At 40.7% G+C, this 25,137-nt stretch carries 22 protein-coding genes and 1 pseudogene; 20 read left to right on the top strand and 3 right to left on the bottom strand.

Annotated features, from left to right (window positions below):
* The first annotated feature begins 219 nt into the window (after positions 1-219).
* From uxaC to G602_RS0104490, 3 genes are read left to right on the top strand one after another with little or no spacing between them, the layout of a single operon-like run.
* Entirely contained in the window at positions 220-1,653 is a 1,434-nt protein-coding gene (gene uxaC / locus G602_RS0104480) for a glucuronate isomerase (protein WP_026657881.1), read from the top strand.
* 57 nt (positions 1,654-1,710) lie between these two features.
* Complete coding sequence (locus tag G602_RS0104485; RefSeq protein WP_026657883.1) at positions 1,711-2,802, top strand: sugar kinase; 1,092 nt, start codon at positions 1,711-1,713, stop codon at positions 2,800-2,802.
* 22 nt (positions 2,803-2,824) lie between these two features.
* The gene (locus tag G602_RS0104490) at positions 2,825-3,463 is read left to right on the top strand and encodes a bifunctional 4-hydroxy-2-oxoglutarate aldolase/2-dehydro-3-deoxy-phosphogluconate aldolase (protein ID WP_026657884.1); all 639 of its coding nucleotides are present in this window, start codon (positions 2,825-2,827) and stop codon (positions 3,461-3,463) included.
* Positions 3,464-3,467: 4 nt separating this feature from the next.
* Here the strand turns inward: G602_RS0104490 and G602_RS0104495 are convergent, their stop codons facing one another.
* Positions 3,468-4,349 (bottom strand): AraC family transcriptional regulator, encoded by an 882-nt coding sequence (locus G602_RS0104495; protein ID WP_026657885.1) that lies wholly within the window; start codon positions 4,347-4,349, stop codon positions 3,468-3,470.
* Between the two features lie 121 nt (positions 4,350-4,470).
* Here G602_RS0104495 and uxuA point away from each other — a divergent pair, with 121 nt between their 5' ends.
* The 4 genes from uxuA (at position 4,471) to G602_RS0104515 (ending at position 9,025) form a co-directional block, all read left to right on the top strand.
* On the top strand, positions 4,471-5,547 hold the full coding sequence (gene uxuA / locus G602_RS0104500; RefSeq protein WP_026657886.1) for a mannonate dehydratase: 1,077 nt from the start codon (positions 4,471-4,473) through the stop codon (positions 5,545-5,547).
* A 178-nt stretch (positions 5,548-5,725) separates the two neighbouring features.
* Positions 5,726-7,348, top strand: coding sequence for a mannitol dehydrogenase family protein (locus G602_RS0104505; RefSeq protein WP_026657888.1), 1,623 nt, complete (start codon positions 5,726-5,728; stop codon positions 7,346-7,348).
* Between the two features lie 124 nt (positions 7,349-7,472).
* Positions 7,473-7,712 (top strand): hypothetical protein, encoded by a 240-nt coding sequence (locus G602_RS0104510; protein ID WP_026657889.1) that lies wholly within the window; start codon positions 7,473-7,475, stop codon positions 7,710-7,712.
* Positions 7,713-7,747: 35 nt separating this feature from the next.
* The gene (locus tag G602_RS0104515; protein WP_026657890.1) at positions 7,748-9,025 is read left to right on the top strand and encodes an O-acetylhomoserine aminocarboxypropyltransferase/cysteine synthase family protein; all 1,278 of its coding nucleotides are present in this window, start codon (positions 7,748-7,750) and stop codon (positions 9,023-9,025) included.
* An 11-nt stretch (positions 9,026-9,036) separates the two neighbouring features.
* On the opposite strand, the gene G602_RS0104520 is transcribed toward G602_RS0104515, so the two are convergent.
* A complete protein-coding gene (locus tag G602_RS0104520; RefSeq protein ID WP_044931033.1) occupies positions 9,037-10,263 on the bottom strand; it encodes a ribonuclease H-like domain-containing protein in 1,227 nt (408 codons plus the stop codon).
* A gap of 259 nt (positions 10,264-10,522) precedes the next feature.
* Between G602_RS0104520 and rsxC the strand changes: the two genes are divergently transcribed.
* From rsxC to G602_RS0104585, 13 genes and pseudogenes are all read left to right on the top strand, one after another.
* A complete protein-coding gene (gene rsxC / locus G602_RS0104525; RefSeq protein WP_026657892.1) occupies positions 10,523-11,839 on the top strand; it encodes an electron transport complex subunit RsxC in 1,317 nt (438 codons plus the stop codon).
* Between the two features lie 26 nt (positions 11,840-11,865).
* Positions 11,866-12,816: an RnfABCDGE type electron transport complex subunit D gene (locus G602_RS0104530; protein ID WP_026657894.1), complete on the top strand. Its 951-nt coding sequence runs from the start codon at positions 11,866-11,868 to the stop codon at positions 12,814-12,816.
* A complete protein-coding gene (locus tag G602_RS0104535) occupies positions 12,813-13,415 on the top strand; it encodes an RnfABCDGE type electron transport complex subunit G (RefSeq protein WP_026657895.1) in 603 nt (200 codons plus the stop codon). The genes G602_RS0104530 and G602_RS0104535 overlap by 4 nt, the downstream gene beginning before the upstream one ends.
* A 12-nt stretch (positions 13,416-13,427) precedes the next feature.
* Entirely contained in the window at positions 13,428-14,336 is a 909-nt protein-coding gene (gene rsxE, locus G602_RS25175) for an electron transport complex subunit RsxE (RefSeq protein ID WP_330369029.1), read from the top strand.
* Complete coding sequence (locus G602_RS0104545) at positions 14,333-14,920, top strand: RnfABCDGE type electron transport complex subunit A (protein WP_026657896.1); 588 nt, start codon at positions 14,333-14,335, stop codon at positions 14,918-14,920. The genes rsxE and G602_RS0104545 overlap by 4 nt, the downstream gene beginning before the upstream one ends.
* Before the next feature lie 145 nt (positions 14,921-15,065).
* A complete protein-coding gene (locus G602_RS0104550) occupies positions 15,066-15,863 on the top strand; it encodes an RnfABCDGE type electron transport complex subunit B (protein WP_026657897.1) in 798 nt (265 codons plus the stop codon).
* Positions 15,864-16,062: 199 nt separating this feature from the next.
* Entirely contained in the window at positions 16,063-16,860 is a 798-nt protein-coding gene (locus G602_RS0104555; RefSeq protein WP_026657898.1) for a heparan-alpha-glucosaminide N-acetyltransferase, read from the top strand.
* A 112-nt stretch (positions 16,861-16,972) separates the two neighbouring features.
* Positions 16,973-17,452, top strand: a complete 480-nt coding sequence (locus tag G602_RS0104560) for a hypothetical protein (RefSeq protein ID WP_026657899.1) — start codon at positions 16,973-16,975, stop codon at positions 17,450-17,452.
* Between the two features lie 65 nt (positions 17,453-17,517).
* Positions 17,518-18,933: pseudogene (gene pyk, locus G602_RS25180) on the top strand (pyruvate kinase).
* Between the two features lie 128 nt (positions 18,934-19,061).
* Positions 19,062-20,894: an N-acetylmuramoyl-L-alanine amidase family protein gene (locus tag G602_RS31320; RefSeq protein ID WP_049945054.1), complete on the top strand. Its 1,833-nt coding sequence runs from the start codon at positions 19,062-19,064 to the stop codon at positions 20,892-20,894.
* A gap of 217 nt (positions 20,895-21,111) precedes the next feature.
* Positions 21,112-22,497, top strand: a complete 1,386-nt coding sequence (locus tag G602_RS0104575; RefSeq protein WP_026657901.1) for a condensation domain-containing protein — start codon at positions 21,112-21,114, stop codon at positions 22,495-22,497.
* A gap of 55 nt (positions 22,498-22,552) precedes the next feature.
* Positions 22,553-22,789 (top strand): phosphopantetheine-binding protein, encoded by a 237-nt coding sequence (locus tag G602_RS0104580; RefSeq protein WP_026657902.1) that lies wholly within the window; start codon positions 22,553-22,555, stop codon positions 22,787-22,789.
* 117 nt (positions 22,790-22,906) lie between these two features.
* On the top strand, positions 22,907-24,400 hold the full coding sequence (locus tag G602_RS0104585; protein WP_044931035.1) for an AMP-binding protein: 1,494 nt from the start codon (positions 22,907-22,909) through the stop codon (positions 24,398-24,400).
* A gap of 4 nt (positions 24,401-24,404) precedes the next feature.
* On the opposite strand, the gene G602_RS0104590 is transcribed toward G602_RS0104585, so the two are convergent.
* Positions 24,405-24,977: a TetR/AcrR family transcriptional regulator gene (locus tag G602_RS0104590; RefSeq protein WP_026657904.1), complete on the bottom strand. Its 573-nt coding sequence runs from the start codon at positions 24,975-24,977 to the stop codon at positions 24,405-24,407.
* Positions 24,978-25,137 lie beyond the last annotated feature (160 nt).

A 25,137-nucleotide genomic window follows, 5' to 3' on the forward strand; every position in this document is an offset into this window, starting at 1 on the left:
CTCGCGCGTATGGTATTTGTTGCATAAATGCAACCGCGCTCGGCGCGAGCATGTTGCAAGCAACATGCTTTTTCATTTTTTCGGATGTTATTCTGCATACATTGCAAAACTTGTTGTGCTTGTTGAAATAGTTGGTTAGATACCCGGTAATTATATAAAAAAGCACTCGAAAGAATTAAAATAGGCAGGGTAACAATGAAGAAATAAAGGAGCTTAAGGATGAAGAGTTTTTTGGACAACGATTTTCTTTTGCAGACAGATACGGCAAAGCATCTTTTTCATGATTATTCAGAGGAACTTCCGATTATAGATTATCATTGTCATATTTCTCCCAGGGAAATATATGAGGATAAGCGTTTTGACAGTCTCGGAGATGTATGGTTTGGCGGAAAACAGGCAGACGGATCATACTTCGGAGATCATTATAAGTGGAGACTTATGCGTTCAAATGGTATCCCGGAGGAACTGGTTACAGGCAGAGATGATGAGCTTGAAAGGTTTAAGAGATTTGCGGATGCACTTTCTCTTTCAATCGGCAATCCAATGTATCACTGGTGCCATCTTGAATTAAAAAAGTATTTTGGAATTGATGAGCCCTTAACACCGGTAAATGCTGAGAAAATATGGAACAAATGCAATGATATGCTGGGGAATGATGACAGCTTTACAGTAAGAGGTCTGATCAAAAAGAGTAATGTTGCATATGTGGGAACAACGGATGATCCTGTAGATTCACTCGAGTGGCATGAGAAAATTGCTGCGGATGAAAGCATAGATTTCCTTGTTAGACCTTCCTTCAGGCCAGACAAGGCTGTAAATATACATAAGGAAGGCTTTAAGGAATATATTCAGGAGCTGGCAGGGGTAGTAGGAAAAGAAACCCTTGATTCCACACAGGATGTAATTGATGCTCTTATAGAAAGAGTGGAGTATTTTGCTGGGCGCGGATGTGTTGCATCAGATCATGGTCTTGACTATGTGCCCTTCAGAATTGTTTCTATGGAGGAATGTGATAAAGCCTTCAGAAAAGCGATGAGCGGAGAAGCGGTTTCTACTGAAGAGGCAGAAGGCTATCAGACAGCACTTCTTATAGCTCTTGGAAAAGCATATCATAAGCATGGAATAGCTATGGAAATTCATTATTCCTGCATGAGGAATAAGAATGAGAGAATGTTCAGACTTATCGGGCCTGACACAGGTTATGACATGATAGCAAATAATACCTGTGGTGAGAATATTGCAAATCTTCTCTCAGAACTGGATAAGACAGAAGAACTTCCAAAGACAATTATCTTTTCGCTTAATCCTGCAGATAACCAGCAGATCGGAACTATTATCGGAGGCTTCCAGTCCTCTGAGGTTCCTGGGAAGATACAGCACGGCCCCGCATGGTGGTTTAACGATACAAAGATTGGTATGGAAGAACAGATGAAGTCTCTTGCAAGTCTTGGAATACTTGGTAACTTCATCGGTATGCTGACTGATTCAAGATCCTTCCTGTCATATACAAGACATGATTATTTCAGAAGAATAATGTGTAATCTTATTGGCGGCTGGGTTGAGAATGGTGAATATCCTAATGATGAAGAAGCTCTTAAGAGAATTGTCAGTGGCATCTCATACTACAATGCTAAACGATATTTCAATCTTTAAGAGATTCTAAAAAATATTACATCGATATATTAGGAATATATTTAAGGAGAAAAAGACATGGAATTAAATTTAAGACAAGACTGCGCATACGATGCAGTATCACTTGGTGAAGTAATGCTGAGACTTGATCCCGGCGAAGGAAGAATTAGAACTGCAAGACATTTTACTGCCTGGGAAGGTGGCGGAGAGTACAATGTAATCCGCGGACTTAGAAGATGCTTCGGCATGAAAACAGCGGTCCTTACAGCCTTTGCTGATAATGAAGTAGGTAAGCTTATGGAGGATTTTATTCTTCAGGGCGGTGTTGATACATCCTTTATTAAATGGATGAAGACTGACGGAATTGGCAGAGAATGCAGAAATGGTCTGAATTTTACTGAGAGAGGCTTCGGTATAAGAGGAGCAAAGGGATGTTCAGACAGAGCTAACACAGCAATTTCCAAGGCTAAGCCAGAAGACTTCGACCTGGATAGATTATTTGGCGAGCTTGGCGTTAAGTGGCTTCATACAGGTGGAATTTATGCAGCACTTTCAGAGCAGTCAAGTGAGACAGTAATTGAGGTTATTAAGACTGCAAGAAAATACGGAACAGTTATTTCCTATGACTTAAACTACAGACCTTCCATGTGGAGTGCTATTGGCGGTAAGGTAAAAGCACAGGAGGTCAATAAGGAAATTGCAAAGTACGTTGACGTAATGATAGGAAACGAGGAGGATTTCACTGCTTGCCTCGGTTTTGAAATAGAGGGTAACGATGAAAATCTTGCAAAGCTTGATATTGAAGGCTACAAGAAAATGATCAGAGAGGTTGTAAAGACCTATCCTAATTTCAAGGCAGTTGCCACAACCTTAAGAGAGGTTAAAACAGCAACAGTTAATGACTGGAGTGCACTTTGCTTTGCAGATGGTGAAATTTACAAGGCTAAGGATTACAAGGGACTCGAGATAATGGATCGTGTCGGAGGTGGTGATTCTTTCGCATCAGGACTTATCTATGGACTGATGACAACAGGTGATGCAGAGCTTGCCGTAAATTATGGTGCAGCTCACGGAGCACTTGCCATGACAACACCCGGCGATACAACCATGGCTGACAAGAGTGAAGTTGAAGCTATTATGGGCGGCGCCGGTGCCAGAGTACAGAGATAAAAAAGAAAAGAGGTTAAAGCAGATGACTAACATAATAGAAGAACTCTCCGCATACGGAGTTGTTCCTGTAGTAGTAATAGACAGAGTAGAGGATGCAAAGCCACTTGCTGAGGCGCTTGTAAAGGGCGGTCTTAAGTGTGCGGAGGTTACCTTCCGTACAGCAGCCGCTGCAGATGCCATTAAAATCATGACAGAGAATTTCCCTGAAATGCTAGTTGGAGCAGGAACAGTGCTCTCAACAAAGCAGGTAGATGACGCAATTGCGGCAGGTGCAAAATTCATAGTAAGCCCCGGCTTTGATCCGGAGGTTGTGGATTACTGTATTGAGAAAGGGTACCCTGTTCTTCCAGGAGTTGCCACACCTTCAGAGGCTGCATGGGGAATAAAGAGAGGCCTGAAGGTTCTTAAATTCTTCCCTGCAGAACAGGCAGGCGGACTTGCCATGATCAAGGCTATGGCTGCACCCTATACGGAAGTTAAGTTTATGCCTACAGGTGGAATTAATACAAATAATATGTCAGATTATCTTTCCTATGACAGAATTGCCTGCTGCGGTGGCAGCTGGATGGTAAAGGGTGATCTCATCAAGGCCGGAGATTTTGATAAAATTGAGGAAATGACCAGAGAGGCTGTAAAGAAAGTAAAAGAAATCAGAGGATAAAACTCTAATGTGAATACAGAGTCTGATATTCCTTTGGAGATATTCCGTATTCTTTTTTGAAAGCCTTAAAGAAGCTGGAATAATCCCTAAAACCAAAACGTTCATACGTCTTGCTGATGCTTTCGCCATTTGTTATGGCGCTCTGGCATTCGGCAAGGCGTTTTTTTATTATGTACTGATGCAGAGAGATACCAAGAGTATCCTTGAAAAGGTGTGAAACATAATATTTACTTACAAAAAACTGACCTGCAATTTCGTCAAGGGAAAGTGAGCTATCAAGATTACTTTCGACGTAAGAGAGGATGTTTTGAAATAGTGACACTTCATCGGATTTTGCATCTATATGCTCATTGTCATAGATCACGCGGTTAATGGTGAGTATCAGATCACAGAGACACAGATGCCTTGCTGTGCTGCTGCCATATCTGTCTGAAGATATTTCCTCCAAAAGACGCAGAAATCTATATTCCACCTGATGATATTCTGCAGGTGAAAGAGAATAGATATATTTGTGAAATGCCTCTGCCTTTTGTATGAGATACATGTAGTCGACTGATTCCTGCATCAGACTTTTACAGCATTCTTTACTTATCCAGAATACAAAACGTCTGTAGTTTTGCGTCGGGTCGTTCATTATGGCATGGTGACTGGTTCCGGGTGGAACAATCATAAGGTCTCCTGAAGACATTTTGTGGAGCTGCGATTCACCATTTGATCTGAAAATCTCCATGGTGATATCGCCCTCGATAAACAAATAGAATTCATAGTAATCGTGGGAATGGGGATTCAGAGTCTTAAAATTTCTGTCCGAATAATAGAACACCTCAAAGTCTGAGGATAGCATATATTGTCTTGTATTAAATGATGATCTGAGTTTGTTTTTCATGAAAAATATTATAGGACAATTTTTGCAAACATGGCAACAAGTAATTCTATTCTAAACAAATAGGCAAAAAAGTAAGCTATATACATAAGAACAAGACATTTATTTGGAGGTAAGAATTTTTATGGAAATGACATTACGCTGGTATGGCACAAATTACGATACGGTCAAGCTCTGGCAGATCAGACAGATTCCGGGAGTACATGGGGTAATTACTACTCTTTATAATAAACAGGCAGGTGAACTTTGGGAGCAGAGCGAGATACAGGCTCTTAAGAAAGAGGTTGAAGATGCAGGACTGGAGATATCCGGTATCGAATCAGTAAACGTTTCAGATGCAATCAAGGCAGCAACCGCTGACAGAGATAAGCATATAGATAACTATATCAAAACACTTGAAAATTTGGGTAAGGAAGATATTCACATGGTATGTTACAACTTCATGCCTGTGTTTGACTGGACCAGAACAGAACTTGCAAGAAAGAGAGAAGACGGTTCAACAGTTCTTGCATATACTCAGGAAGCAGTTGATGCCATTAATCCTGAAAAAATGTTTGAATCCATTTCCGGCGAAACAAACGGTGCAGTAATGCCCGGATGGGAACCTGAGAGAATGGCTCATGTAAAAGAGCTTTTTGAATTATATAAGGGCATTGACGAGGATAAGCTCTTTGAAAATATTGTTTATTTCCTAAAGGCAATCATGCCTGTATGTAACAAATATGATATTAAGATGGCTATTCATCCTGATGATCCTGCATGGAGTGTATTCGGACTTCCCAGAATCATAAACAATGAAAAGAACATCCTAAAGCTTATGAAGGCTGTAGACGATGTGCATAACGGAGTTACCTTCTGTTCTGGCTCATACGGTACAAGCCTTGAGAATGACCTTCCACACATGATAAGAGCACTTGAGGGCAGAATACATTTTGCACATGTTCGTAACCTTAAGTTTATCTCACCAACAAACTTTGAAGAGGCTGCACATCTTTCATCAGATGGTACCTTCGATATGTATGAAATTGTCAAGGCACTTTATGAGACCGGCTTTGACGGCCCTATCCGCCCTGACCACGGAAGAATGATCTGGGGAGAAGTAGCAATGCCAGGGTATGGCCTCTATGACAGAGCCCTCGGCGCTACATATATAAACGGACTTTGGGAAGCAATTGAAAAATCTCATCAGCGCGGACTGTGATTATATAACTAATAAATCTTCTTTTGGAGATGTAGAGAAAGGCGAAAACAAAAAAAGCCTTCCCCCACCGGGGGCGCAAATCGTCCGGGGGACGATTGCTCTGCGCAGACCGAAGCGGAGCGTAGACAGGTGGCGCGAAGCGCCGGATGAGGGGATAAACAAATCAGGAGAAAAAAAAATGAAACTAAATTCATCAAGCATAAAAACAGATACTGCCTGGAAGGACAAAGGTTACATCCTTCCTTCCTTCGACAGAGCAAAAATGATAGAAGAAACCATTGCCGCACCCGAGTGGGTTCATTTTGGAGCCGGCAATATTTTCAGAGCCTTTCAGGCAAATCTGGCTCAAAGAATGCTGGAGCAGGGCTATAACACCAAGGGTATTACAGTAGTAGAAGGCTTTGATTACGAGATAATTGAGAAAATGTACAGACCTCACGACAATCTGTCAATTCTTGTAACACTTAAGGCTGATGGCTCTGTAGATAAAACGGTCATCGAGAGCATAGCTGAGTCCTGCATACTCGATTCCGAAAACGAAAAAGAATTCGGAAGATTAAAAGAGATTTTTAGAGCAGAGTCTCTTAAGCTTGCAACCTTTACAATTACTGAGAAAGGATATTGCCTTACAAATGCTGCAGGTGAAACACTTCCTGCCGTGGCGGCAGATTTTGAAGAAGGTCCTGCGAAACCTCAGAGCTATATAGGTAAAGTAGCAGCACTTCTGTATGAGAGATATGCTTCAGGCAAAAAGCCCATAGCTATGGTAAGTACAGATAACTGTTCACACAATGGAGATAAGCTTTATGAAGCTATCCATGCTTTTGCTGAGAATTGGGTGAAGAACGGAAAGGCTGATAAGGATTTCCTTGGCTATGTTGAGGATGAAAGTAAGGTATCCTTCCCCTGGTCTATGATTGATAAGATTACACCCAGACCGGATGATTCTGTTAACGACATTCTGAAGGGTGATGGCGTTGAGGAACTTGAAGCTGTTGTAACAAGCAAGAATACCTGGGTTGCGCCTTTTGTAAACGCCGAGGAAAGTGAATATCTCGTAATTGAAGATAAATTCCCTAACGGACGTCCTGCTTTGGAAAAGGTCGGAGTTATCTTTACAACAAAGGAAACTGTAGATAAGGTTGAGAGAATGAAGGTCTGCACATGCCTTAATCCTCTTCATACATCCCTTGCGGTATACGGATGCATTCTTGGCTTTGACAAAATTTCCGAAGAAATGAAGGATGAGGATCTGATAAAGCTTGTTAAGCAGGTTGGCTATGTTGAAGGACTTCCTGTAGTTACAGATCCCGGTGTTATCAAGCCACAGGCCTTTATTGATACAGTTGTAAATGTAAGAATACCAAATAAATTTATGCCGGATACACCTCAGAGAATTGCCTGCGATACTTCACAAAAGCTACCGATAAGATTTGGTGAGACAATTAAGGCATATATGAAATCCGATAGCCTTGATGTAAAGGATTTAAAGTGTATTCCGCTTGTATTTGCGGGATGGCTAAGATATCTGATGGGAGTAGATGACAATGGACAGACTTTCGAGCTAAGTCCCGATCCGCTTCTTGCAAAATGTCAGGAATATGTAAAGGACATAAAGCTTGGCGATAATAAAGATAAGGAATCTCTGAAAGCTAAGGTTCTTCCGCTTCTTAAGGATGAGACAATTTTTGGAGTTGATCTTGAAAAGGCAGGTTTGCTTGATAAAGTAGTCGACTATTTTGCAGCTCTAGTGGAAGGTACGGGCTCTGTCAGAAAAACTCTTCATGCAACAGTTGCTTAATTATATTTTTATATTGTTTTAATGGTACTTGAATAAATCCCAATATAGAATAAGGATGTAGAGGTATGTAAAAAAAACACTTGAATGAGTTTTTAATGTAGGCTAATAATATAGAGGTGATGCCATGCTGGACAAACTTATTCTGATTGGGGCAACAACCCTGACATTAAGTGGCATTATAGGTGCCATACTTATAATTTCATGGCCGGATAAACCGGTTGAAGGCAGCTTTAAGGAAGTTCTAAAGGGACTTCATCTTAAATGGAAGATTCCGCTTCTGATAGAAGCATTGCTTATTGTGGCATCTATAGTTTTGTGTATCTTATCACTGATATTCTGGATCAGAGGAGGTAAGACACTTTAACCATTAAAATAATATCTACACGAGAGGAGAGTTGTATGAAAAATTATAAGATCAACACTAAATGTGTTCAGGGTGGCTATACGCCTGGTAACGGTGAACCCAGACAGATTCCCATAGTTCAGTCTACTACTTTTAAATATGATACAAGCAGTGATATGGGAAAGCTTTTTGATCTTGAAGCATCAGGTTATTTCTATACCAGACTTCAGAATCCCACTAATGATTATGTGGCTGCAAAAATAGCAGAGCTTGAGGGAGGCACAGCAGCAATGCTTACATCCTCCGGACAGGCAGCCAATTTTTTTGCACTTTTCAATATCTGCGAAGCAGGTGATCATATTGTTTCTTCCGCATCAATCTATGGTGGAACCTTTAATCTTATGGCAGTAACCATGGCTAAGATGGGTATTACCACAACCTTCGTGGCTCCTGATTGTTCAGAGGAAGAACTTAATGCAGCATTTCAGGATAATACCAAGGCAGTATTCGGTGAGACAATAGCTAATCCAGCACTTACAGTTCTTGATATTGAAAAATTTGCCAAGGCAGCTCATGCACATGGCGTTCCGCTTATTGTAGACAATACCTTCCCTACACCTGTAAACTGCAGGCCTATTGAATGGGGGGCAGATATAGTTACCCATTCCACAACAAAATACATGGATGGACATGGTGCAGCTGTAGGCGGAGCAATTGTTGATTCCGGTAAGTTTGACTGGATGGCACATGCTGATAAATTCCCCGGACTTACACAGCCCGATGATTCCTACCACGGAATAGTTTATGCTGAAAAATTCGGAAAAGAGGGTGCATTCATAACAAAAGCAACTTCACAGCTTATGAGAGATCTTGGAAGCATACAGTCTCCTCAGAATGCATTTTATCTTAACCTTGGACTTGAATCTCTTCACGTACGTATGCCACGTCATGTTGAGAATGGAACAGCAGTAGCTGAGTTCCTTGAAAAGCATCCGAAGGTTGTAAAGGTAAATTATCCCGGACTTAAGAGTGATGCTTTTTATGACACAGCAATGAAGTATATGGGAAATGGCGGATGTGGTGTTGTATCCTTTGAAATAGAAGGTGGCAGAAAAGCAGCCGAAGAATTTATGGGCAAACTGAAGCTTTGTGCAATTGAAACCCATGTTGCAGATGCGAGAACCTGCTGTCTTAATCCGGCAACCTCAACTCATCGTCAGATGACAGATGAGCAGCTTGAAGCAGCCGGAATACCTGCAGGCCTTATCAGAATCTCCTGTGGCCTTGAGGATAAGGAAGACCTTATAGCTGACATTCAGCAAGCTCTAGCGTAAGGAATAAAAAGCTAAGCCCTCTCAATAATATGCGCCAGCACATGAACAGCATATAGACTCATAGCAGCTCTGCTTTGCTTTAACTTATCGGTTAATTCAAAGTAGAGCTTTTTATCACCGTATTCCTTTTTGAAAACAGGTGTAAAAACTGAATCCCATTGCATTAAATACTGCCCGGGTTTTCTTGTGTAACAGTTAGCAGCGGTAGCCTGTACTCTGTGAGTTTTATCCACAAACTGAGCAACTGACTTATGCAGAGCCTGATCCTCAGCCGGTAGATAATAGTAGTCCTTATAATTGCTGTAGAAATATTTGAGTTCAGTCTCAATAAGCGGAATGCGCAGGGTTGCAGTATCACCCTCGGCTTTAAAATAACATTCGTCAGCGGTTCCTCCAATTGAAGAGGGAAGTATATCGGGAAGAGATACTTTCATAAGAATCTCTTGCTTTTGCCTGCCATCAATATCGTTATAATAGTTTGCCTGTACCTTCATCGCACGAATAGGAAGATCAATTACAGCATCCGGATTTTCATTATCCGAAACTTCATCCACTAAAAATCCTGTACGAACCTGAGGGTATACAGGAGCATCCGTCTTGAAAATAATTACCTTCTGACCTGTGATCATACTGAAAAAGTCATGATAATAAAGAGCAGGAAGTAGCGCAAACATACCGCGAACATCATCAGCGTTATGCAGTAATAGAATTTTATAGTTGTCTTCGTCAGGCTCTATAAGATAATCCTTGTAAACACGTATCAGTTCTCCACCGGAGTAAATGTCCTGTCTGTCAATGCCAAGAAAAAGCTCTATTGTTTTTTGTTTGCAGTCAGGCACTCCAAGTATATTTTTATAAGGCGCTATAAGTTTGTATATGTCTATGGAGTTCATCTTTTCCAAAGAGTTCTCTATATGAAATCTGTCACACTTAAACTGAATAAAGGGAAGATCGAAACGATTTCCGTTAAAGTGAATCAGAACCTTATACTCTTTTGAGAATGTGATAAATGCTCGGACAAGTTCTTCTTCATCACCACGTCTGTCTGCAAAGAACTGCTTGAGATTCCAGGTACCATTTTTATAAAAAGCGCATCCTATCAGATAAATAGTACTGTTTTTGGGAGAAAGACCGGTAGTTTCTATGTCAAGAAATAAAATATCTTCAGGCTTATCGCAGATTCGGCTGATAGGATAGCTATCAGCTGTAGCATTTATTACTTCATCCATAATTTTCATATCAGAAAACCCCACGAAATTTAAATAATTCTATATAATCTACAAACATTTTTATTGTATCACAGATATATTGAAAATAAATGAGGATAATTCTTATTAAAATCTGACTATTAAAGAATTTATGTAGTATAATAGAATAAATTTATTATTCGTTTAGAATAATTATTCTTATGGGGAAAATCTTTTTTACAATTCCATTTTAATAATTTTATTCTGAACATAATTCTGCCTTCGAGGCAAAAAAAAGAAAGGGTAGGAAATGGCTAAATTAACTTTTGTGGGGGGAGTTCATCCTTATGAAGGTAAAGAGCTTTCTAAGGATAAACCCATCAAAGAAGTCCTGCCGAAGGGTGATCTTGTCTATCCGGTATCTCAACATATCGGAGCACCTGCAAAGCCTATTGTTCAAAAAGGCGATCATGTGCTTGTGGGACAGAAGATTGCTGAAGCGGGGGGATTTGTCTCAGCACCAATCTATGCAACAGTATCCGGAACCGTTAAGGGGATTGAAAAGAGAAGACTCGCAAATGGCGGTATGTGCGACAGTATAATTGTCGAGAATGACGGCCTTTACGAGGAGGGCGAAATGCTTCCGACTAAGCCTCTTGATGAACTTACAACTCAGGAAAAAATTGACCTTATCAGAGAAGCCGGAGTAGTCGGAATGGGAGGAGCAGGATTCCCTACCGCTGTCAAATTATCTCCAAAGGAACCTGAGAAAATTGAATATGTAATCGCGAACTGCTCAGAATGTGAGCCTTACCTTACCAGTGACTATCGTCGTATGGTTGAGGAACCGGAGCTCCTTCTTAGTGGTCTTAGAATTGCGGTTTCATTATTCCCCAACGCAAGAGGAATTTTGGCGATTGAGGATAACAAACCTGATTGTATAGCAAAGTTCCGCGAGCTCACAAAAGATGATGATAAGATCATGGTCAAGGCACTTCAGACAAAGTATCCTGAAGGTGCTGAGCGTATGCTTATATATGCCTGCACAAAAAGAGAAATCAATTCTTCCATGCTTCCTGCTGATGCAGGCTGCATAGTTGACAACGTAGATACTCTTTGCGCCGTAAGCAGAGCCGTAACAGAGGGACGTCCTCTCATGGAGAGAATCGTTACCATTACAGGTGATGCAGTTGCTGATCCCAGAAACTACAAAGTAAGAATCGGAACCAACTACAGAGAGCTTCTGGATGATGCAGGCGGATTTGTTAAGGCACCTGCCAAGATCATATCAGGCGGACCAATGATGGGCTTTGCGCTATTTGATCTTGATGTTCCGACAACCAAGACAGCATCAGCGTTAACTTGTCTTACAGAAGATGCGGTTTCAGCAATTGAGCCCAGCGCTTGCATTAACTGTGCTAAATGCGTAGAGGTTTGCCCCGAGAGACTCATTCCCAAGAACCTTGCGGATGATGTTGAAAATGGACAGGAAGAAAAATTCCTTGCAGAGTATGGAATGGAATGCTGCGAATGCGGATGCTGCAGCTATATCTGTCCTGCCAGAAGACAGCTTACACAGCTCATAAAAGGTATGCGTAAGATTCAACTCGGAAAGAGGAAGAAGTAAAGGACTATATCAGAAAGGAAAAGACAATGAGCGATATGATGAAAGTTTCGTCAAATCCGCATGTTCGGTCCGGTGTGACAACCTCTAACATTATGATGTGGGTAGTCATTGCACTTCTTCCGGCTGCAGGATTTGGAATTTATAACTTCGGAATAGATGCGCTGATAATACTTTTATTATCTGTATTTTCAACAGTAGCTACCGAGTTTTGTTATGAAAAGATATTAAATAAAAAGATAACCATAGGTGATTTTTCAGCGGTTGTTACAGGACTGTTGCTCGGAATGAACCTTCCCTGCACAGTACCGTGGTGGCTTCCAATTATCGGTGGAATATTTGCAATTCTTGTCGTTAAGATGCTTTTCGGAGGTCTCGGTCAGAACTTCATGAACCCGGCTCTTGGTGCAAGATGCTTCCTGCTTATATCATTCCCGGCACTTATGACTAACTTTGTTACCGATACATATACGTCAGCAACACCTCTTGCTGCACTTAAGGCAGGAGAGGAGGTTACCGTGATTGATATGATCATCGGTAAGATTCCCGGAACAATCGGTGAGACTTCAATGATTGCCATAGTTATTGGTGCATGCATTCTTATCATGCTGGGAATCATTGATCTGAAAATACCTGGAACTTATATTGTTTCCTTCGTTATTTTCATAATCCTCTTTGGAGGACACGGACTTAACGGTGCATATATTTCTGCACAGCTTGCAGGTGGCGGACTTATGCTTGGTGCATTCTTTATGGCAACCGATTACGTAACAAGTCCAATTACAACAAAGGGTAAGTACATTTATGGTGTTTTCCTTGGCGTCCTCACCGGAATTTTCCGCGTGTTCGGCGTATCTGCAGAGGGTGTATCCTATGCGATCATAATCGGCAATCTTATCGTTCCGCTTATTGAGAAGTACACAATTCCGAGAGCGTTCGGTATCAGACCCGTAGAAAAGAAGGAGGAGAAAAAAGCATGACAGATGTAAAAACTATGCTGAAAAATGCACTCATCCTTTTCATAATTACTCTTGTGGCAGGTGTTTCCCTTGGCTTTGTTTATCAGGTTACAAAGGAACCCATTGCCTACCAGGAGGAGCTTGCTCAGATAAAGGCTAATCAGGCAGTTTTCCCTGATGCAGCTGATTTTGAAGATGTTGATATTGATGAATCTGTAAAAGCTTCTGTTCTTAGCGGAGCTGATTACAGCAAAATCGATATTCTCAGTGCTAAGAAAGCTGTTGATGGCTCCGGGAACGGACTTGGATATGTTATTCAGGTATCAAGCGGCGGATATGGAGACAAGATAGTATTTACAGTTGGTATATCCAATGAATCCAAGGTTAATGGTATATCACTTATTTCCATAAACGAGACACCCGGTCTTGGTATGAATGCCGAGAAGGTTCTTGTTCCTCAGTTTGCAGGAAAGCCTGCGGGTCAGTTTTCTGTAACTAAAAATGCTGCTTCTTCAGACAGTGAGATAGAGGCTATTTCAGGTGCTACTATCACTTCAAAGGCAGTTACATATGGCGTTAATGCAGCAGTTGCTTATTTCCAGGCTGCTTTTGCAGGTTAAGGAGGTGTTCATATGAGTGAAGAGAATAAAGGAGCTTTAGGCTTCAAACAGGACACCCCCATGGAGCGTTTCCTGAACGGACTTATAGTTGAGAATCCGACACTGGTTCTTATGATCGGTATGTGTCCTACACTGGCTGTTACAACCTCAGCAATCAACGGTGTTACAATGGGACTTGCAACAACCTTTGTTTTGGCACTTAGTAATGCGGTTATATCACTTCTTAGAAAAGTGATTCCGGATACTGTACGTATTCCTGCATTTATTGTTGTAATCGCATCCTTCGTTACACTGGTTCAACTTGTTATGCAGGCTTATGTTCCGGTAATGTATCAGGCTCTTGGTGTTTATATTCCGCTGATAGTAGTTAACTGTATTATCTTCGGAAGAGCCGAGGCTTATGCATCAAAGCATGACCTTATTCCTTCCTTCTTTGATGGAATAGGAATGGGACTTGGCTTTACCTGTGCAATCACTATTATCGGACTTTTCCGTGAGCTCATCGGCGGCGGCACAATGTTCGACGTTCAGATATTCGGAGAGGGTTCCGTAGTTCCCGGACCTGTGGGTTATTTCTTTAGCCAGTATCAGCCGATTCGTATTTTCATTCAGCAGGCCGGTGCATTTATCGTACTTGCAGTACTGATTGCAATCATGAATCAGGTTAAGTTTAATATGGAAAAGAAGGGCAAGGATACTTCCAAGTTTGGCGTAGGCGGATGCTGCAGTGATGTTGAGATCAAGGATCCGCATAAGGTTAAGGACGAGCTTCTTGCAAAGGAAAAGGCAGCTCTTGAAACAAAGACTGAAACTATTAAACCTTCGGATATAAAGGTTCCTGAAAAAGAACCTGTTCCTGTGGAAAAAAATACAGAAGAAATAAAGGAAGTTATTACACCCGGAGAGGAGGATAAGAAATGACAAATACAATAATAGGACTTTTGTCCATCATGATTACAGCCTCTCTTGTTAATAACGTAGTACTTAGCCAGTTCCTTGGACTTTGTCCTTTTCTTGGTGTTTCAAGAAAAACAGAGACGGCTTTTGGGATGGGTATGGCGTGTGTATTCGTAATATCACTCGCATCCCTTGTTACAAATGTGATTTACAAATTCATTCTTTCACCACTTGACCTGTCATTCTTGCAGACAATCGTGTTCATCATGGTTATTGCAATGTTGGTTCAGTTCGTTGAGATGTTCCTTAAAAAGTTTGTTGTATCACTTTATCAGTCACTTGGTGTTTACCTTCCGCTTATTACAACAAATTGTGCAGTTCTTGGTGTTGCTCTCAACAACGTAACAAACGGCTATAGTATTTTAGAGAGTACAATATGCGGTTTTGCAACAGCAGTCGGCTTTACAATTGCCATCGTAATTCTTGCCGGTATTCGTGAGAAGATTCAGTTTAATGATATTCCCAAGCCTTTCAGAGGAATGCCTACTGTACTTCTTGCTTCAGCACTTATGGCAATTGCGTTTACAGGATTTTCAGCACTTAGATAGTAGTTGTTATAAAGATTTTAAAAGATATATTTCCTGCCTTCTCCTTGGGGGCGCACGACGTCCGGGGGACGTCGGCTTTGCGCGGACCGAAGCGGAGCGTAGACAGGTGCCCGAAGGGCGGATGAGGGGAAATAAAAAGGAGACAATTATGATTAGTGGTGTACTCATTGCTACGGCAGTGGTAGCCGGCGTCGGAATTCTTATTGGAATAATCCTAGGCGTAGCCGACATGAAGCTGCATGTAGATGTTGATGAGAAAGAACAAGCTATATTGGAAGCACTTCCGGGAAATAACTGCGGTGGATGCGGATTTCCGGGATGCTCAGGATGTGCTGCCGCAATTGCTAAAGGGGAGGCTCCGGTAAGTCAGTGTCCTGTCGGAGGACCTCCGGTAGCAGCAGTAATATCAGGAATTATGGGAGTAGATGCAGGAGATGCTAAACGTATGGTGGCCTATGTTCACTGTGGAGGTGATTGTGAAAAGGCTACGCAGAGATATGAATACGTAGGTGCAGATGACTGCCGCGTGATCAACCAGGTTCCGGGTTCCGGACCAAAGACCTGCACATTCGGATGCCTCGGTGGAGGAAGTTGTGTAGGCGTTTGTCAGTTTGATGCTATACATATCGTAAATGGAATAGCAGTTGTTGATAAGGAAGCATGTAAGGCCTGTGGCCAGTGTATTAACATCTGTCCCAGACATCTTATTGATCTTATTCCTTATGATGCGACAGAGTCAGTTCGCTGCAAGTCTCAGGATATGGGTCAGGCAGTAAACAAGTATTGTAAGGTTGGATGTATTGCCTGCCACATCTGTGAAAAGAATTGTCCTTCAGGTGCTATCACCGTAGAGAACAATGTTGCCACAATTGACCAGGATAAATGTACACACTGCGGCTTGTGCGCAGAGAAATGTCCTAAAAAAGCAATACAGGCTATGTAATTGAAAAAAAGGATGCCCCGAGGTATATATATTCATCCCCAACCTCGTTACGCTTCGCGTAGAATCGGTTGGAGCTGAATATATATGCCCCGGGGCTGTTTTTGGATTAATTTATCATAAGAATGGATGAGATATGGTAAACTAGTCTTTGTGAGATAAGTATGAAGAAAGTGGGGATTAATGGAGGATTACTGTTTATATGAAAAAAGCACGACTTGAGACAATAGATGTAATCAGGGGAATTACCATAATAAGTATGGTTTTATACCATTTTTGCTGGGATTTAAAGTATTTAAAGGGCTTCGAAATGTCCTGGTATGGAACCTTTGGATCATACCTGTGGCAACAGAGCATATGCTGGTCTTTTATACTTATTGCAGGATTCTGTATGCATTTTGCAAGAAGCCCCATTAGAAACGGAGCTATTGTTTTTCTGTGTGGCATAATAATTACTCTTATAACGGAAATGTTTGTTCCTGAGGCACCTGTATATTTTGGGGTTTTGACATTTCTTGGTTCAGCGTTGATTATTTTGGGATTGATAAGACTTATTATTAATAAGCTTTTCAATAAAAAAGCAGAAGATAATCCTGATGATAGAACCTTTATTGTAGATCCGTTTTGGGGATGTATAGTAAGTATCCTGTTGTTTGGTATAACAAAATCAATAAACTTTGGAATGCTTAATCTGTTGATTACAAAAGTGACGCTTCCTGTTTCTCTGTATGGTATAGGTGCAGAGGGTATGAACAATTCATTTCTTACCTATCTTGGATTTATGCAGGATGGCTTTTATTCCTCAGATTATTTTTCATTGATGCCATGGATATTCCTGTTCATAGCAGGCTATTTTGCATATGGAGTATTGGAAAAGCATTTTGAAAAAGGTGTATTTCATATAAATATTAAGCCGCTGTCATGGATTGGCAGGCATTCACTTTTAATATATATGCTACATCAGCCTGTATTATATGGAATATCAATGCTTATTAAATAATCATATAGTTAAAACGTTTCCATATGTTACTATATTTGTGTTACAATCATTTCTTGTGTGCTTACAAATTGCACATAAATAGCTGGAATAATATTTACCGGAGGGAACAAGTATGAAAAAAAGAATGAATTTTGGGGTTGTATTTGCAGTTGTATTTGGGGTGGCATGTGCTATTCTTGTGGCTTTTTTGATCTTCATATTAAGCACATCGAACACTCTTAGAGAATTTAAGGTTGATATGTTTGTTCTTTGCAATGAGGCAGATATATGTGTAAGAGAAAGTGATGAGGGGAATCTCAGGATAGATTCAGATAATCTTGGGGCCCTGTATGCAATCATTTATTCTACAAAGGGGTACTTTACAGTAGGGACTCCTGAAGTTACAGAAGAAATCAATTTGAATTTTGATCACAATGATGATAAATGGAATCTTACAATAGGAAGGGCCGGAGAAAACAGGCTTTTAGTCGAACTCGACGGGCCAAGAAATTACAAGGTGTATGTAAAGGACAATAAGAAATTCGAAGAAATCCAGAGATGTGTTTCTAAAAGCGGTTATCATACTGCCAACAAACTAATAGGCGGTAAGTAATATAAAAAGGCATTATTGCGGACTGGGAAGTTTGCAAAAGTAAAAAATCAAAGAGGAGATTTTTAATGAGAAAAACTAAGATCGTTTGTACAATTGGACCCGCAAGTGAATCAGAGGAGATGATTGCAGCACTTTGCAAAGCAGGTATGAATGTTGCAAGACTTAACTTTTCACACGGAGATCATGAGGAGCAGCTTGCCAGAATTAAAAGGATAAAGAAGATAAGAAAAGAACTCGGACTTCCTATAGCTATACTTCTTGATACCAAAGGCCCTGAGTATCGCATAGGCACCTTTAAAAATGGCAAGGTTACTCTTGAGGCAGGAAAAAAGTTTACCTTTACTACTGAAGATATCAAGGGAGATGACACTATTGTTTCAGTAAGCTACAAGAATCTTGCCAAGGAGCTTTATAAGGGCGACAGAATTCTTCTGAACAATGCTCTTTTAGAGTTCAGAGTACTCAGCACAGATGGTACAAGGATCGAAACAGAGATAGTTACCGGTGGTGAGCTTTCCGATAAAAAGAGCATGAGCTTCCCCGGAAAGCATATTAAGCAGGTTTACCTGTAAGAGCAGGACAAGTCTGATATTCTTTTCGGTGTTGAAAATGATGTGGATTTCATCGCATGTTCCTTTGTTTCAGTCAAGCAGGATCTGGTTGACGTTCATGAGTTCCTTAAGGCTCATAACGGAAATGATAAGGTTCAGCTTATTGCAAAAATTGAGAACCAGTCAGGTTATGACAATATTGAAGACATCTGTACAGAGTGCGATGGTATTATGGTTGCCCGTGGAGATATGGGTGTAGAGGTTCCTTTTGAGCAGCTTCCTGCAATCCAGAAGGATCTTATCACAAAGTGCCGTATGCTTGGAAAGCGTGTTATTACAGCAACAGAGATGCTCGAGTCAATGATCCATAATCCCAGACCAACAAGAGCAGAGACCTCTGACGTAGCTAATGCTGTTTATGACGGAACAAGCGCTATCATGCTTTCAGGAGAGACAGCTGCAGGACAGTATCCTGTACAGGCTGTTGAAACAATGGCAAAGATTGCAGAGACAACAGAGCAGAACATTCACTACAACAAGCGCTTCTACAACTATGATTTCATTATAAAAAATGATGTGGATGCAATTTCTCATGCAACCTGCGGAATGGCTATTGACCTTGATGCCAAGGCTATTGTTGCCTGCACTTTATCCGGACGTACAGCGAGAATGGTTTCAAGATTCCGTTCACCTGTAGATATCATCGGTCTTACAACTAATGAGAAGACCTGGAGATGGCTCTCACTTTCCTGGGCTGTTACACCCAAGATGTGTGATGTATTTCCATCAACAGATGTACTTTTCTACAGCGCCAAGAAAGTGGCTATCGAGACCTTCGATCTCAAGGAAGGTGACAAGATTGTTATCACAGGCGGCGTAACCAACGGAGAGTCAGGTAATACGAATCTTATTAAGATAGAGGATGTCTGAGTAATTAAAATTACTTAGCATAGATTATTTAAATTTATTGGTGAATTTATTTAAAGCCTTCCCCCCTATGGGGCGCACGACGTCCAGGGGACGTCGGCTTTGCGCGGACCGAAGCGGAGCGAAGACAGGTGTCAGCGAAGCTGACGGATGAGGATGAGGGTGAGAGAGGAGTGCGAAATATGAAAAAGAAAAGCATAGCTAGTATGATGCTTGCTCTTGCACTTACCTTAAGTGCATGTGGTAGTAATGTTGCAGGTAAAACAACAGAAAGTTCTGTGACAGAAGAATCCATATCTACAGAAGAAAGAACTGAAAACTCTACAGAAGAAGCTGCAGAAACTTCTGAAACAACAGAAGCTTCGTCTGAAGAAACCGAGGATGCTACAACTGTAGAAAGCCAGGATGCAGAATCTGCGGAAGACGATAATAGTATTGAAGAAAGTGCAGAAGATACCACAGATGATACTGCAGATACTGATGAAGAATCAGATGCAGAACCAAATACCGAGGAAACTACGAGTGATGAAAATATAGAAACCTCGCCATTTGTTTTGTGGTCATACAATGGATATGTTGATGAATGCAAGGAATATACATGGTGTGATGATTTCACTGATAAGGATTTTGACAAAGATGGTACCACAGACAGGCTTTATCGTACTCATCACGAGGAACCTCAGACGGCAGATTATGTTATCGAATTTGGAAATGGCAACAAACTGGAAATTGACGGAGTCTGGGAGACCGGCTTTCCGCACATTCAGATGGATGACCTGAATGGCGATGGCGAAAAGGATGTACTATTTACACTTTCCTATGACACCAGCACCGATCCATGGGCTTTTGGGAATATGCTCGTCTATGAGTATGACAGCGCAGGCAAGAGTTACAAAGAAGCTGAACTTCCCTTTGAAAAGACTGACGAAGTAGGAAGCACAGCGCTTATGGTTGACTATGGCGTACCTTCAGAGGATGGCCATATTAGCTTCGATGTAAAGAAGGCAGGATATTCAGCTACTCTTTTGACAGATAATGATTTTATCAGTAACTATTGGACAAAAGAAGCAACATCCGAGGAACGAAATGTCTATGAGGCTTCTATAGAAGATTATCAGGGCAGTAAAGCAATACATTGCAATATGGAAATGATAACAAAATCAGGAATAACAATATCCTTTTATATAGTTAATGAAAATGGGCAATACGTAATAAAGGATATGGGAAGTACTGATGACTTAATCCAGGTAAAAGTCAATGAGATTAAGGAAATGTCTGCTTCTGAGAATACGGAACAGACTGAGGTGCAGGCTACCGCAGCAACTCCTCAGACAGGCGGACATCTGGTTGTAATAGATCCGGGACACCAGTCAAAGGGAATGTCTGAAAAAGAGCCTAACGGCCCGGGGTCTTCTAATATGAAGGCTAAGGTTACCGGAGGAACATCAGGCAAGACTTCAGGACTTACGGAGTATCAGCTGAATCTTACAATTGGACTGCTACTGCGTGATGAGCTTGTTAATCGCGGATATACTGTAATTATGACAAGAGAATCAAATGATGTAAGCCTGAGTAATGTTGACCGTGCCCAGATTGCAAACAACGCAGGGGCAGAAGTTTTTATCAGAATTCATGCAAACGGATCAGACGACACTTCAGTTAATGGAGCTATGACAATCTGCCAGACCTCATCAAATCCCTATAACGCAGCGTATTACTCCCAGTCAAGAAAGCTTTCAGACTGCGTTCTTAGCGCTTATTGCTCAGCTACAGGCTTCAAAAAGCAAAGCGTTTGGGAGACGGATACCATGACGGGTATTAACTGGGCTAATGTTCCATCAACTATTATTGAGATGGGATATATGTCCAATCCTACAGATGATGCCAATATGGCAAATCCTGAGATACAGAAGAAAATGGCTGTAGGTATTGCAAATGGAATAGATAACTATTTTGCCCAGTAATCTTTTTAAATAAAAAACGGTAGGAAACACAATGACCGAGATATATCGAACACTTTTAAAAAATCTGTTTGATATGTTTCGGTCATTTTTTATGTATGTGTTCATTAAGTCTTACAGCCTATGGAACAGTGGAAACAATTATGATAACTTCGTTGTTGTTAACAGGAACCAACAATATTATATGGAAACTGAAATGATTCCTGAAGGGAGAACTAAGATGAAAAAAACTTATCCGCTTACAGCAGCACAGAATATGCATTATAGATGGATAAAAGAGTATGGCACTCAGCAGGTATCCGGACTAAGCATTGTCGCAGCATTAAAAGCTGAACTTGATTTCGGACTTCTGAAAAAGTGCATCGAGCTTGAAATGGAAAGATATGGCTGTATGAGAGTTCGCTTTACAAAGGCTGACAAGGATGGAAATGTACAGCAGTATCTGATTAAGAAGGATCACAGAGACATTCCGATTAAAGATCTTACCGGAATGAGCATGAAGGAAGCAGATGACCTTATGCAGAGCTGGGCTTATCAGACCTTTGATGGTGATGACATTCCCATGTGTGAAGTCTATATGATGAAGCTTCCGGAAGGATATCGTGGATTTTTCATACATATGGATCACAGACTGATTGATTCCTGCGGAGTTGTGGTAATGACAAACGACATAATGTCACTTTACACACACTACCGATTTGGCGCTGAATATCCGGCAGATCTTGCTGACTTTGAGACAGTTCTTGAATCTGATCTGAAAAAGGCAAGTAATGAGAAGAGATTTCAAAAGGATAAGAAGTTCTGGGATGATCAGCTGGACGCCTATGGCGAACCTTTATATTCGGATATACAGGGACCATCAGTTTTGGATGAGGCAAGAAAAAAGCATAAGAATAAGAAGCTCAGAAGTGCTGATATTGAACGAAAGGAATTATTTGTAGCAGTAAAGGATTACAAGCTGGAACCTGAACCGGCAAAAAGACTTATGGATTTTTGCATGAACCATAGCATTTCAATGACAAACCTTTTGCTTCTTGGTATTAGAACATATCTTTCAAAACAGAATGACGGACAGGAAGATATATCAATACAGAACTTTATATCAAGACGATCCACAAAGGATGAATGGACTTCAGGTGGAAGCAGAACAATCATGTTCCCTTGCAGAACTGTTATTAGTTCAGATACGGATTTCATTTCTGCAGCATATGAAATACAGGATGTACAGAACAGAATTTATATGCATAGCAATTATGATCCGGCACTAATTTATGATGAGATAAAAAAGCGCTATAACACACCGGATGATACAACCTATGAGAGCTGTTATCTGACCTATCAGCCCATGCCTGTTAAGATGGATAATCCTTTTCTTAAAAATATACCGATGCATGCCAAATGGTTTGCCAATGGTGCTGCAACAAAGAAAATGTATCTTACTGTTTCTCATACTGAGGACGGTGGCATGAATTTTTCATATCATTATCAAACAGTGCAGCTTAACGAAAAGGATGTAGAGTTGATGAATTACTACCTGATGAGGATCCTTTTCAGAGGCATTGAACAGCCTGATATGACAGTTGGCGAGATTATGGAAGCAGTTTAAGGAAGTAACAAATTATTTTTCATATAACAGATTATAAATTGAGGAGGAAAAAATTATGAGCAGAGAGATGAAATTTAAGGAACTGATAGCACAGTACTGTGAGGTTGCACCTAAGGATATGAAGGATGCACTTAGATTTAGGGAGGACCTGGGCTTTTCATCACTGGACTTTATGTCATTTCTTGGAGAGCTTGAAGATGAATTTGATGTCGAGCTTGAGCAGGAAAAAGCAGTTTCAATTCACACAATCGGTGAGGCTATGAACCTTCTTAACGAGCTTGCAGTTGCATGACCACAATGTGAATGTTTTCAATATATGAAAAAGGATGTAGCTCCTACATTATAGCCTTCTCCCTTGGGGAGAAGGTGTCAGCGAAGCTGACGGATGAGGGGAAATACGGAGGAAAATATGAATAATATAAGATATATCTGGGACGAGTCAGTTGCAAAATATAAAGATATACCGGCAGTAAGATGGCTGGTAAAAAAAGACATACGTGAAAAAAATTATGGGGAACTTGATAGCTCAGTGAAAAAAGTGAGAGCTTTTCTTGAAAAAGAGGGGTACAGAGGATCACATATAGCCATAATAGGAAGCAGTTCTCCAGAGTGGATTGAGGCATATCTTGGAATAGTGACAGGCGTTAACATTGCAGTTCCGCTTGATGCAGGACTTCCCGATGATGAACTGATCGAGCTTATCCAGAGATCCGATTCCGAGGCACTGTTCCTTGGAACCAATAAAGTGACCTTAATGGATAAGGTATTAAAAGAGTGTCCAAAAATCAGAAAAGTATGGGTGCTCACAGAGGATGAATTTTCAAAATTCCCTGAAGCGGAAGTAAATGTTCCCGGTGCTGCAGGTTATGAGATTGCAACTATTATCTATACCTCAGGAACAACAGGTAAAAGTAAGGGCGTAATGCTTACACAGCAGAACCTTTCCGATAATGTAAAGTATGTGGAATATGATGGCGAGCCCGGTGGCGTGACAATGAGCGTCCTTCCTATCCATCACGCATATTGTCTTGTAATGGACTGGTTAAAGACACTTTCACTTGGAACAACTATTTGCATAAACGATTCACTTATTCATATGGTGAGAAATATGTCAATTTTCAAGCCTGAGGTTATGCTGATGGTACCTCTTATGATTGAAACAATATATAAGAGGGTAGCAGCGCTTGATAAAAATGATGTTAAAGCTGTTTTTGGTGGGAAACTCAGAACTATCTTTACCGGTGGAGCTCATCTTGATCCGTATTATATTGAAAAGTTTGCAGACTACGGAGTGGAGATTCTTGAAGGCTATGGCATGAGTGAATGTTCTCCTGTTATCACTACAAACACTGTAAAGGATCATAAGCCCGGTTCAATAGGAAGGCCCCTGGATAATGTGGAAATTACATTTGAAAACGGTGAAATCCTTGTTAAAGGTACTTCGGTAATGAAGGGATATTACAAGATGCCCAAGGAGACAGAGGAGACCTTAAAGGATGGATGGCTTCACACAGGAGACAAAGGATATCTTGATGAGGACGGATATCTTTTCATAAATGGTAGAGTTAAGAATCTTATCATTATGTCCAATGGTGAAAACGTATCTCCTGAGGAGATTGAGAACAAGCTGGGACTAAGTCCTCTTATAGCTGAGGTAATAGTAACCGGTGAAAACAACGGACTTACTGCAAGAATTTATCCTGAGGCTGAATATGTTGAAAGACAGGGCCTTGATGTTAACAGCCTTTACACAGAGCTTCAGAAGTTTATAGACGAGTATAACAGCGGACAGCCCACATACAGACATGTCACATCTATAGTTGTTCGCAGTACTCCGTTTATCAGAAATTCTACAGGAAAAATAAAGAGGCAGGACGCTCTGAAAGAGAATCCTGCAGCGTAAATAATTACTGCATAAAAGGCAGTATTCCGTTAAGGAAAATTGTAGTAAGAATATCAGCAATATTTTCAGCCGGGGATTCAAAATCCTCGGCTGTCCATTTATGTAAGACACCGAGTGTACTTCCGATGATACCGGCTATAAGATAAGAATATTTTTCCCTTGAGACGTTGCCACTTCGTTTTACATCAGAAACCTTTGTTACATACTGGTGAAACATTGTCATGGCTTTCTCAAAAAAACTATCTCCTCTTGCGCTTTCAAGAAGGCTTGCCAGGAATGGATTTTTTTTAGTGTAATTACATATGACAAGGAAGTAGGATTTGCAAAGTTCCCTGTTGTTTTCCGGATGGAAGCTTTCCATCATATGAAATATGTCATTGATGGTTTTGTCTTCGGCAGCGCTTACCAACGCGGGTATATTCTCATAATGATTATAAAAGGTGCTTCGTACAATCCCGGCCTTTTTTATCACATCAGCGACAGTAATTTTTTCAAAATCTTTTTCCTTTATCAAAATAAAAAAAGCATCAATTATTGCTTCATCAGCAGTACTATATCTTTCATCAAGCTCGTTCATTGCATGTCCTCATATTATTACTAGTCAGCCCTCCGTATTTATGTCACAAAATCTGTGTTTACGTCTGCGTCGTGATTTTCTAAAATTTTATTAAAATGGATGTCTCATCTCATTTTATTCGGGACAATCGATATCCATTTTAATAGAATTTTGAAAATCA

The sequence above is a fragment of the Butyrivibrio sp. AC2005 genome (assembly GCF_000424145.1).
In the GTDB taxonomy this organism is placed as follows: domain Bacteria; phylum Bacillota; class Clostridia; order Lachnospirales; family Lachnospiraceae; genus Butyrivibrio.

Bases quoted from the DNA above. Each gene is read 5' to 3' on its own strand.
- uxaC (WP_026657881.1), top strand. From the start codon at position 220: ATGAAGAGTTTTTTGGACAACGATTTTCTTTTGCAGACAGATACGGCA.
- G602_RS0104485 (WP_026657883.1), top strand. From the start codon at position 1,711: ATGGAATTAAATTTAAGACAAGACTGCGCATACGATGCAGTATCACTT.
- G602_RS0104490 (WP_026657884.1), top strand. From the start codon at position 2,825: ATGACTAACATAATAGAAGAACTCTCCGCATACGGAGTTGTTCCTGTA.
- G602_RS0104495 (WP_026657885.1), bottom strand. From the start codon at position 4,349: ATGAAAAACAAACTCAGATCATCATTTAATACAAGACAATATATGCTA.
- uxuA (WP_026657886.1), top strand. From the start codon at position 4,471: ATGGAAATGACATTACGCTGGTATGGCACAAATTACGATACGGTCAAG.
- G602_RS0104505 (WP_026657888.1), top strand. From the start codon at position 5,726: ATGAAACTAAATTCATCAAGCATAAAAACAGATACTGCCTGGAAGGAC.
- G602_RS0104510 (WP_026657889.1), top strand. From the start codon at position 7,473: ATGCTGGACAAACTTATTCTGATTGGGGCAACAACCCTGACATTAAGT.
- G602_RS0104515 (WP_026657890.1), top strand. From the start codon at position 7,748: ATGAAAAATTATAAGATCAACACTAAATGTGTTCAGGGTGGCTATACG.
- G602_RS0104520 (WP_044931033.1), bottom strand. From the start codon at position 10,263: ATGAAAATTATGGATGAAGTAATAAATGCTACAGCTGATAGCTATCCT.
- rsxC (WP_026657892.1), top strand. From the start codon at position 10,523: ATGGCTAAATTAACTTTTGTGGGGGGAGTTCATCCTTATGAAGGTAAA.
- G602_RS0104530 (WP_026657894.1), top strand. From the start codon at position 11,866: ATGAGCGATATGATGAAAGTTTCGTCAAATCCGCATGTTCGGTCCGGT.
- G602_RS0104535 (WP_026657895.1), top strand. From the start codon at position 12,813: ATGACAGATGTAAAAACTATGCTGAAAAATGCACTCATCCTTTTCATA.
- rsxE (WP_330369029.1), top strand. From the start codon at position 13,428: ATGAGTGAAGAGAATAAAGGAGCTTTAGGCTTCAAACAGGACACCCCC.
- G602_RS0104545 (WP_026657896.1), top strand. From the start codon at position 14,333: ATGACAAATACAATAATAGGACTTTTGTCCATCATGATTACAGCCTCT.
- G602_RS0104555 (WP_026657898.1), top strand. From the start codon at position 16,063: ATGAAAAAAGCACGACTTGAGACAATAGATGTAATCAGGGGAATTACC.
- G602_RS0104560 (WP_026657899.1), top strand. From the start codon at position 16,973: ATGAAAAAAAGAATGAATTTTGGGGTTGTATTTGCAGTTGTATTTGGG.
- G602_RS0104575 (WP_026657901.1), top strand. From the start codon at position 21,112: ATGAAAAAAACTTATCCGCTTACAGCAGCACAGAATATGCATTATAGA.
- G602_RS0104580 (WP_026657902.1), top strand. From the start codon at position 22,553: ATGAGCAGAGAGATGAAATTTAAGGAACTGATAGCACAGTACTGTGAG.
- G602_RS0104585 (WP_044931035.1), top strand. From the start codon at position 22,907: ATGAATAATATAAGATATATCTGGGACGAGTCAGTTGCAAAATATAAA.
- G602_RS0104590 (WP_026657904.1), bottom strand. From the start codon at position 24,977: ATGAACGAGCTTGATGAAAGATATAGTACTGCTGATGAAGCAATAATT.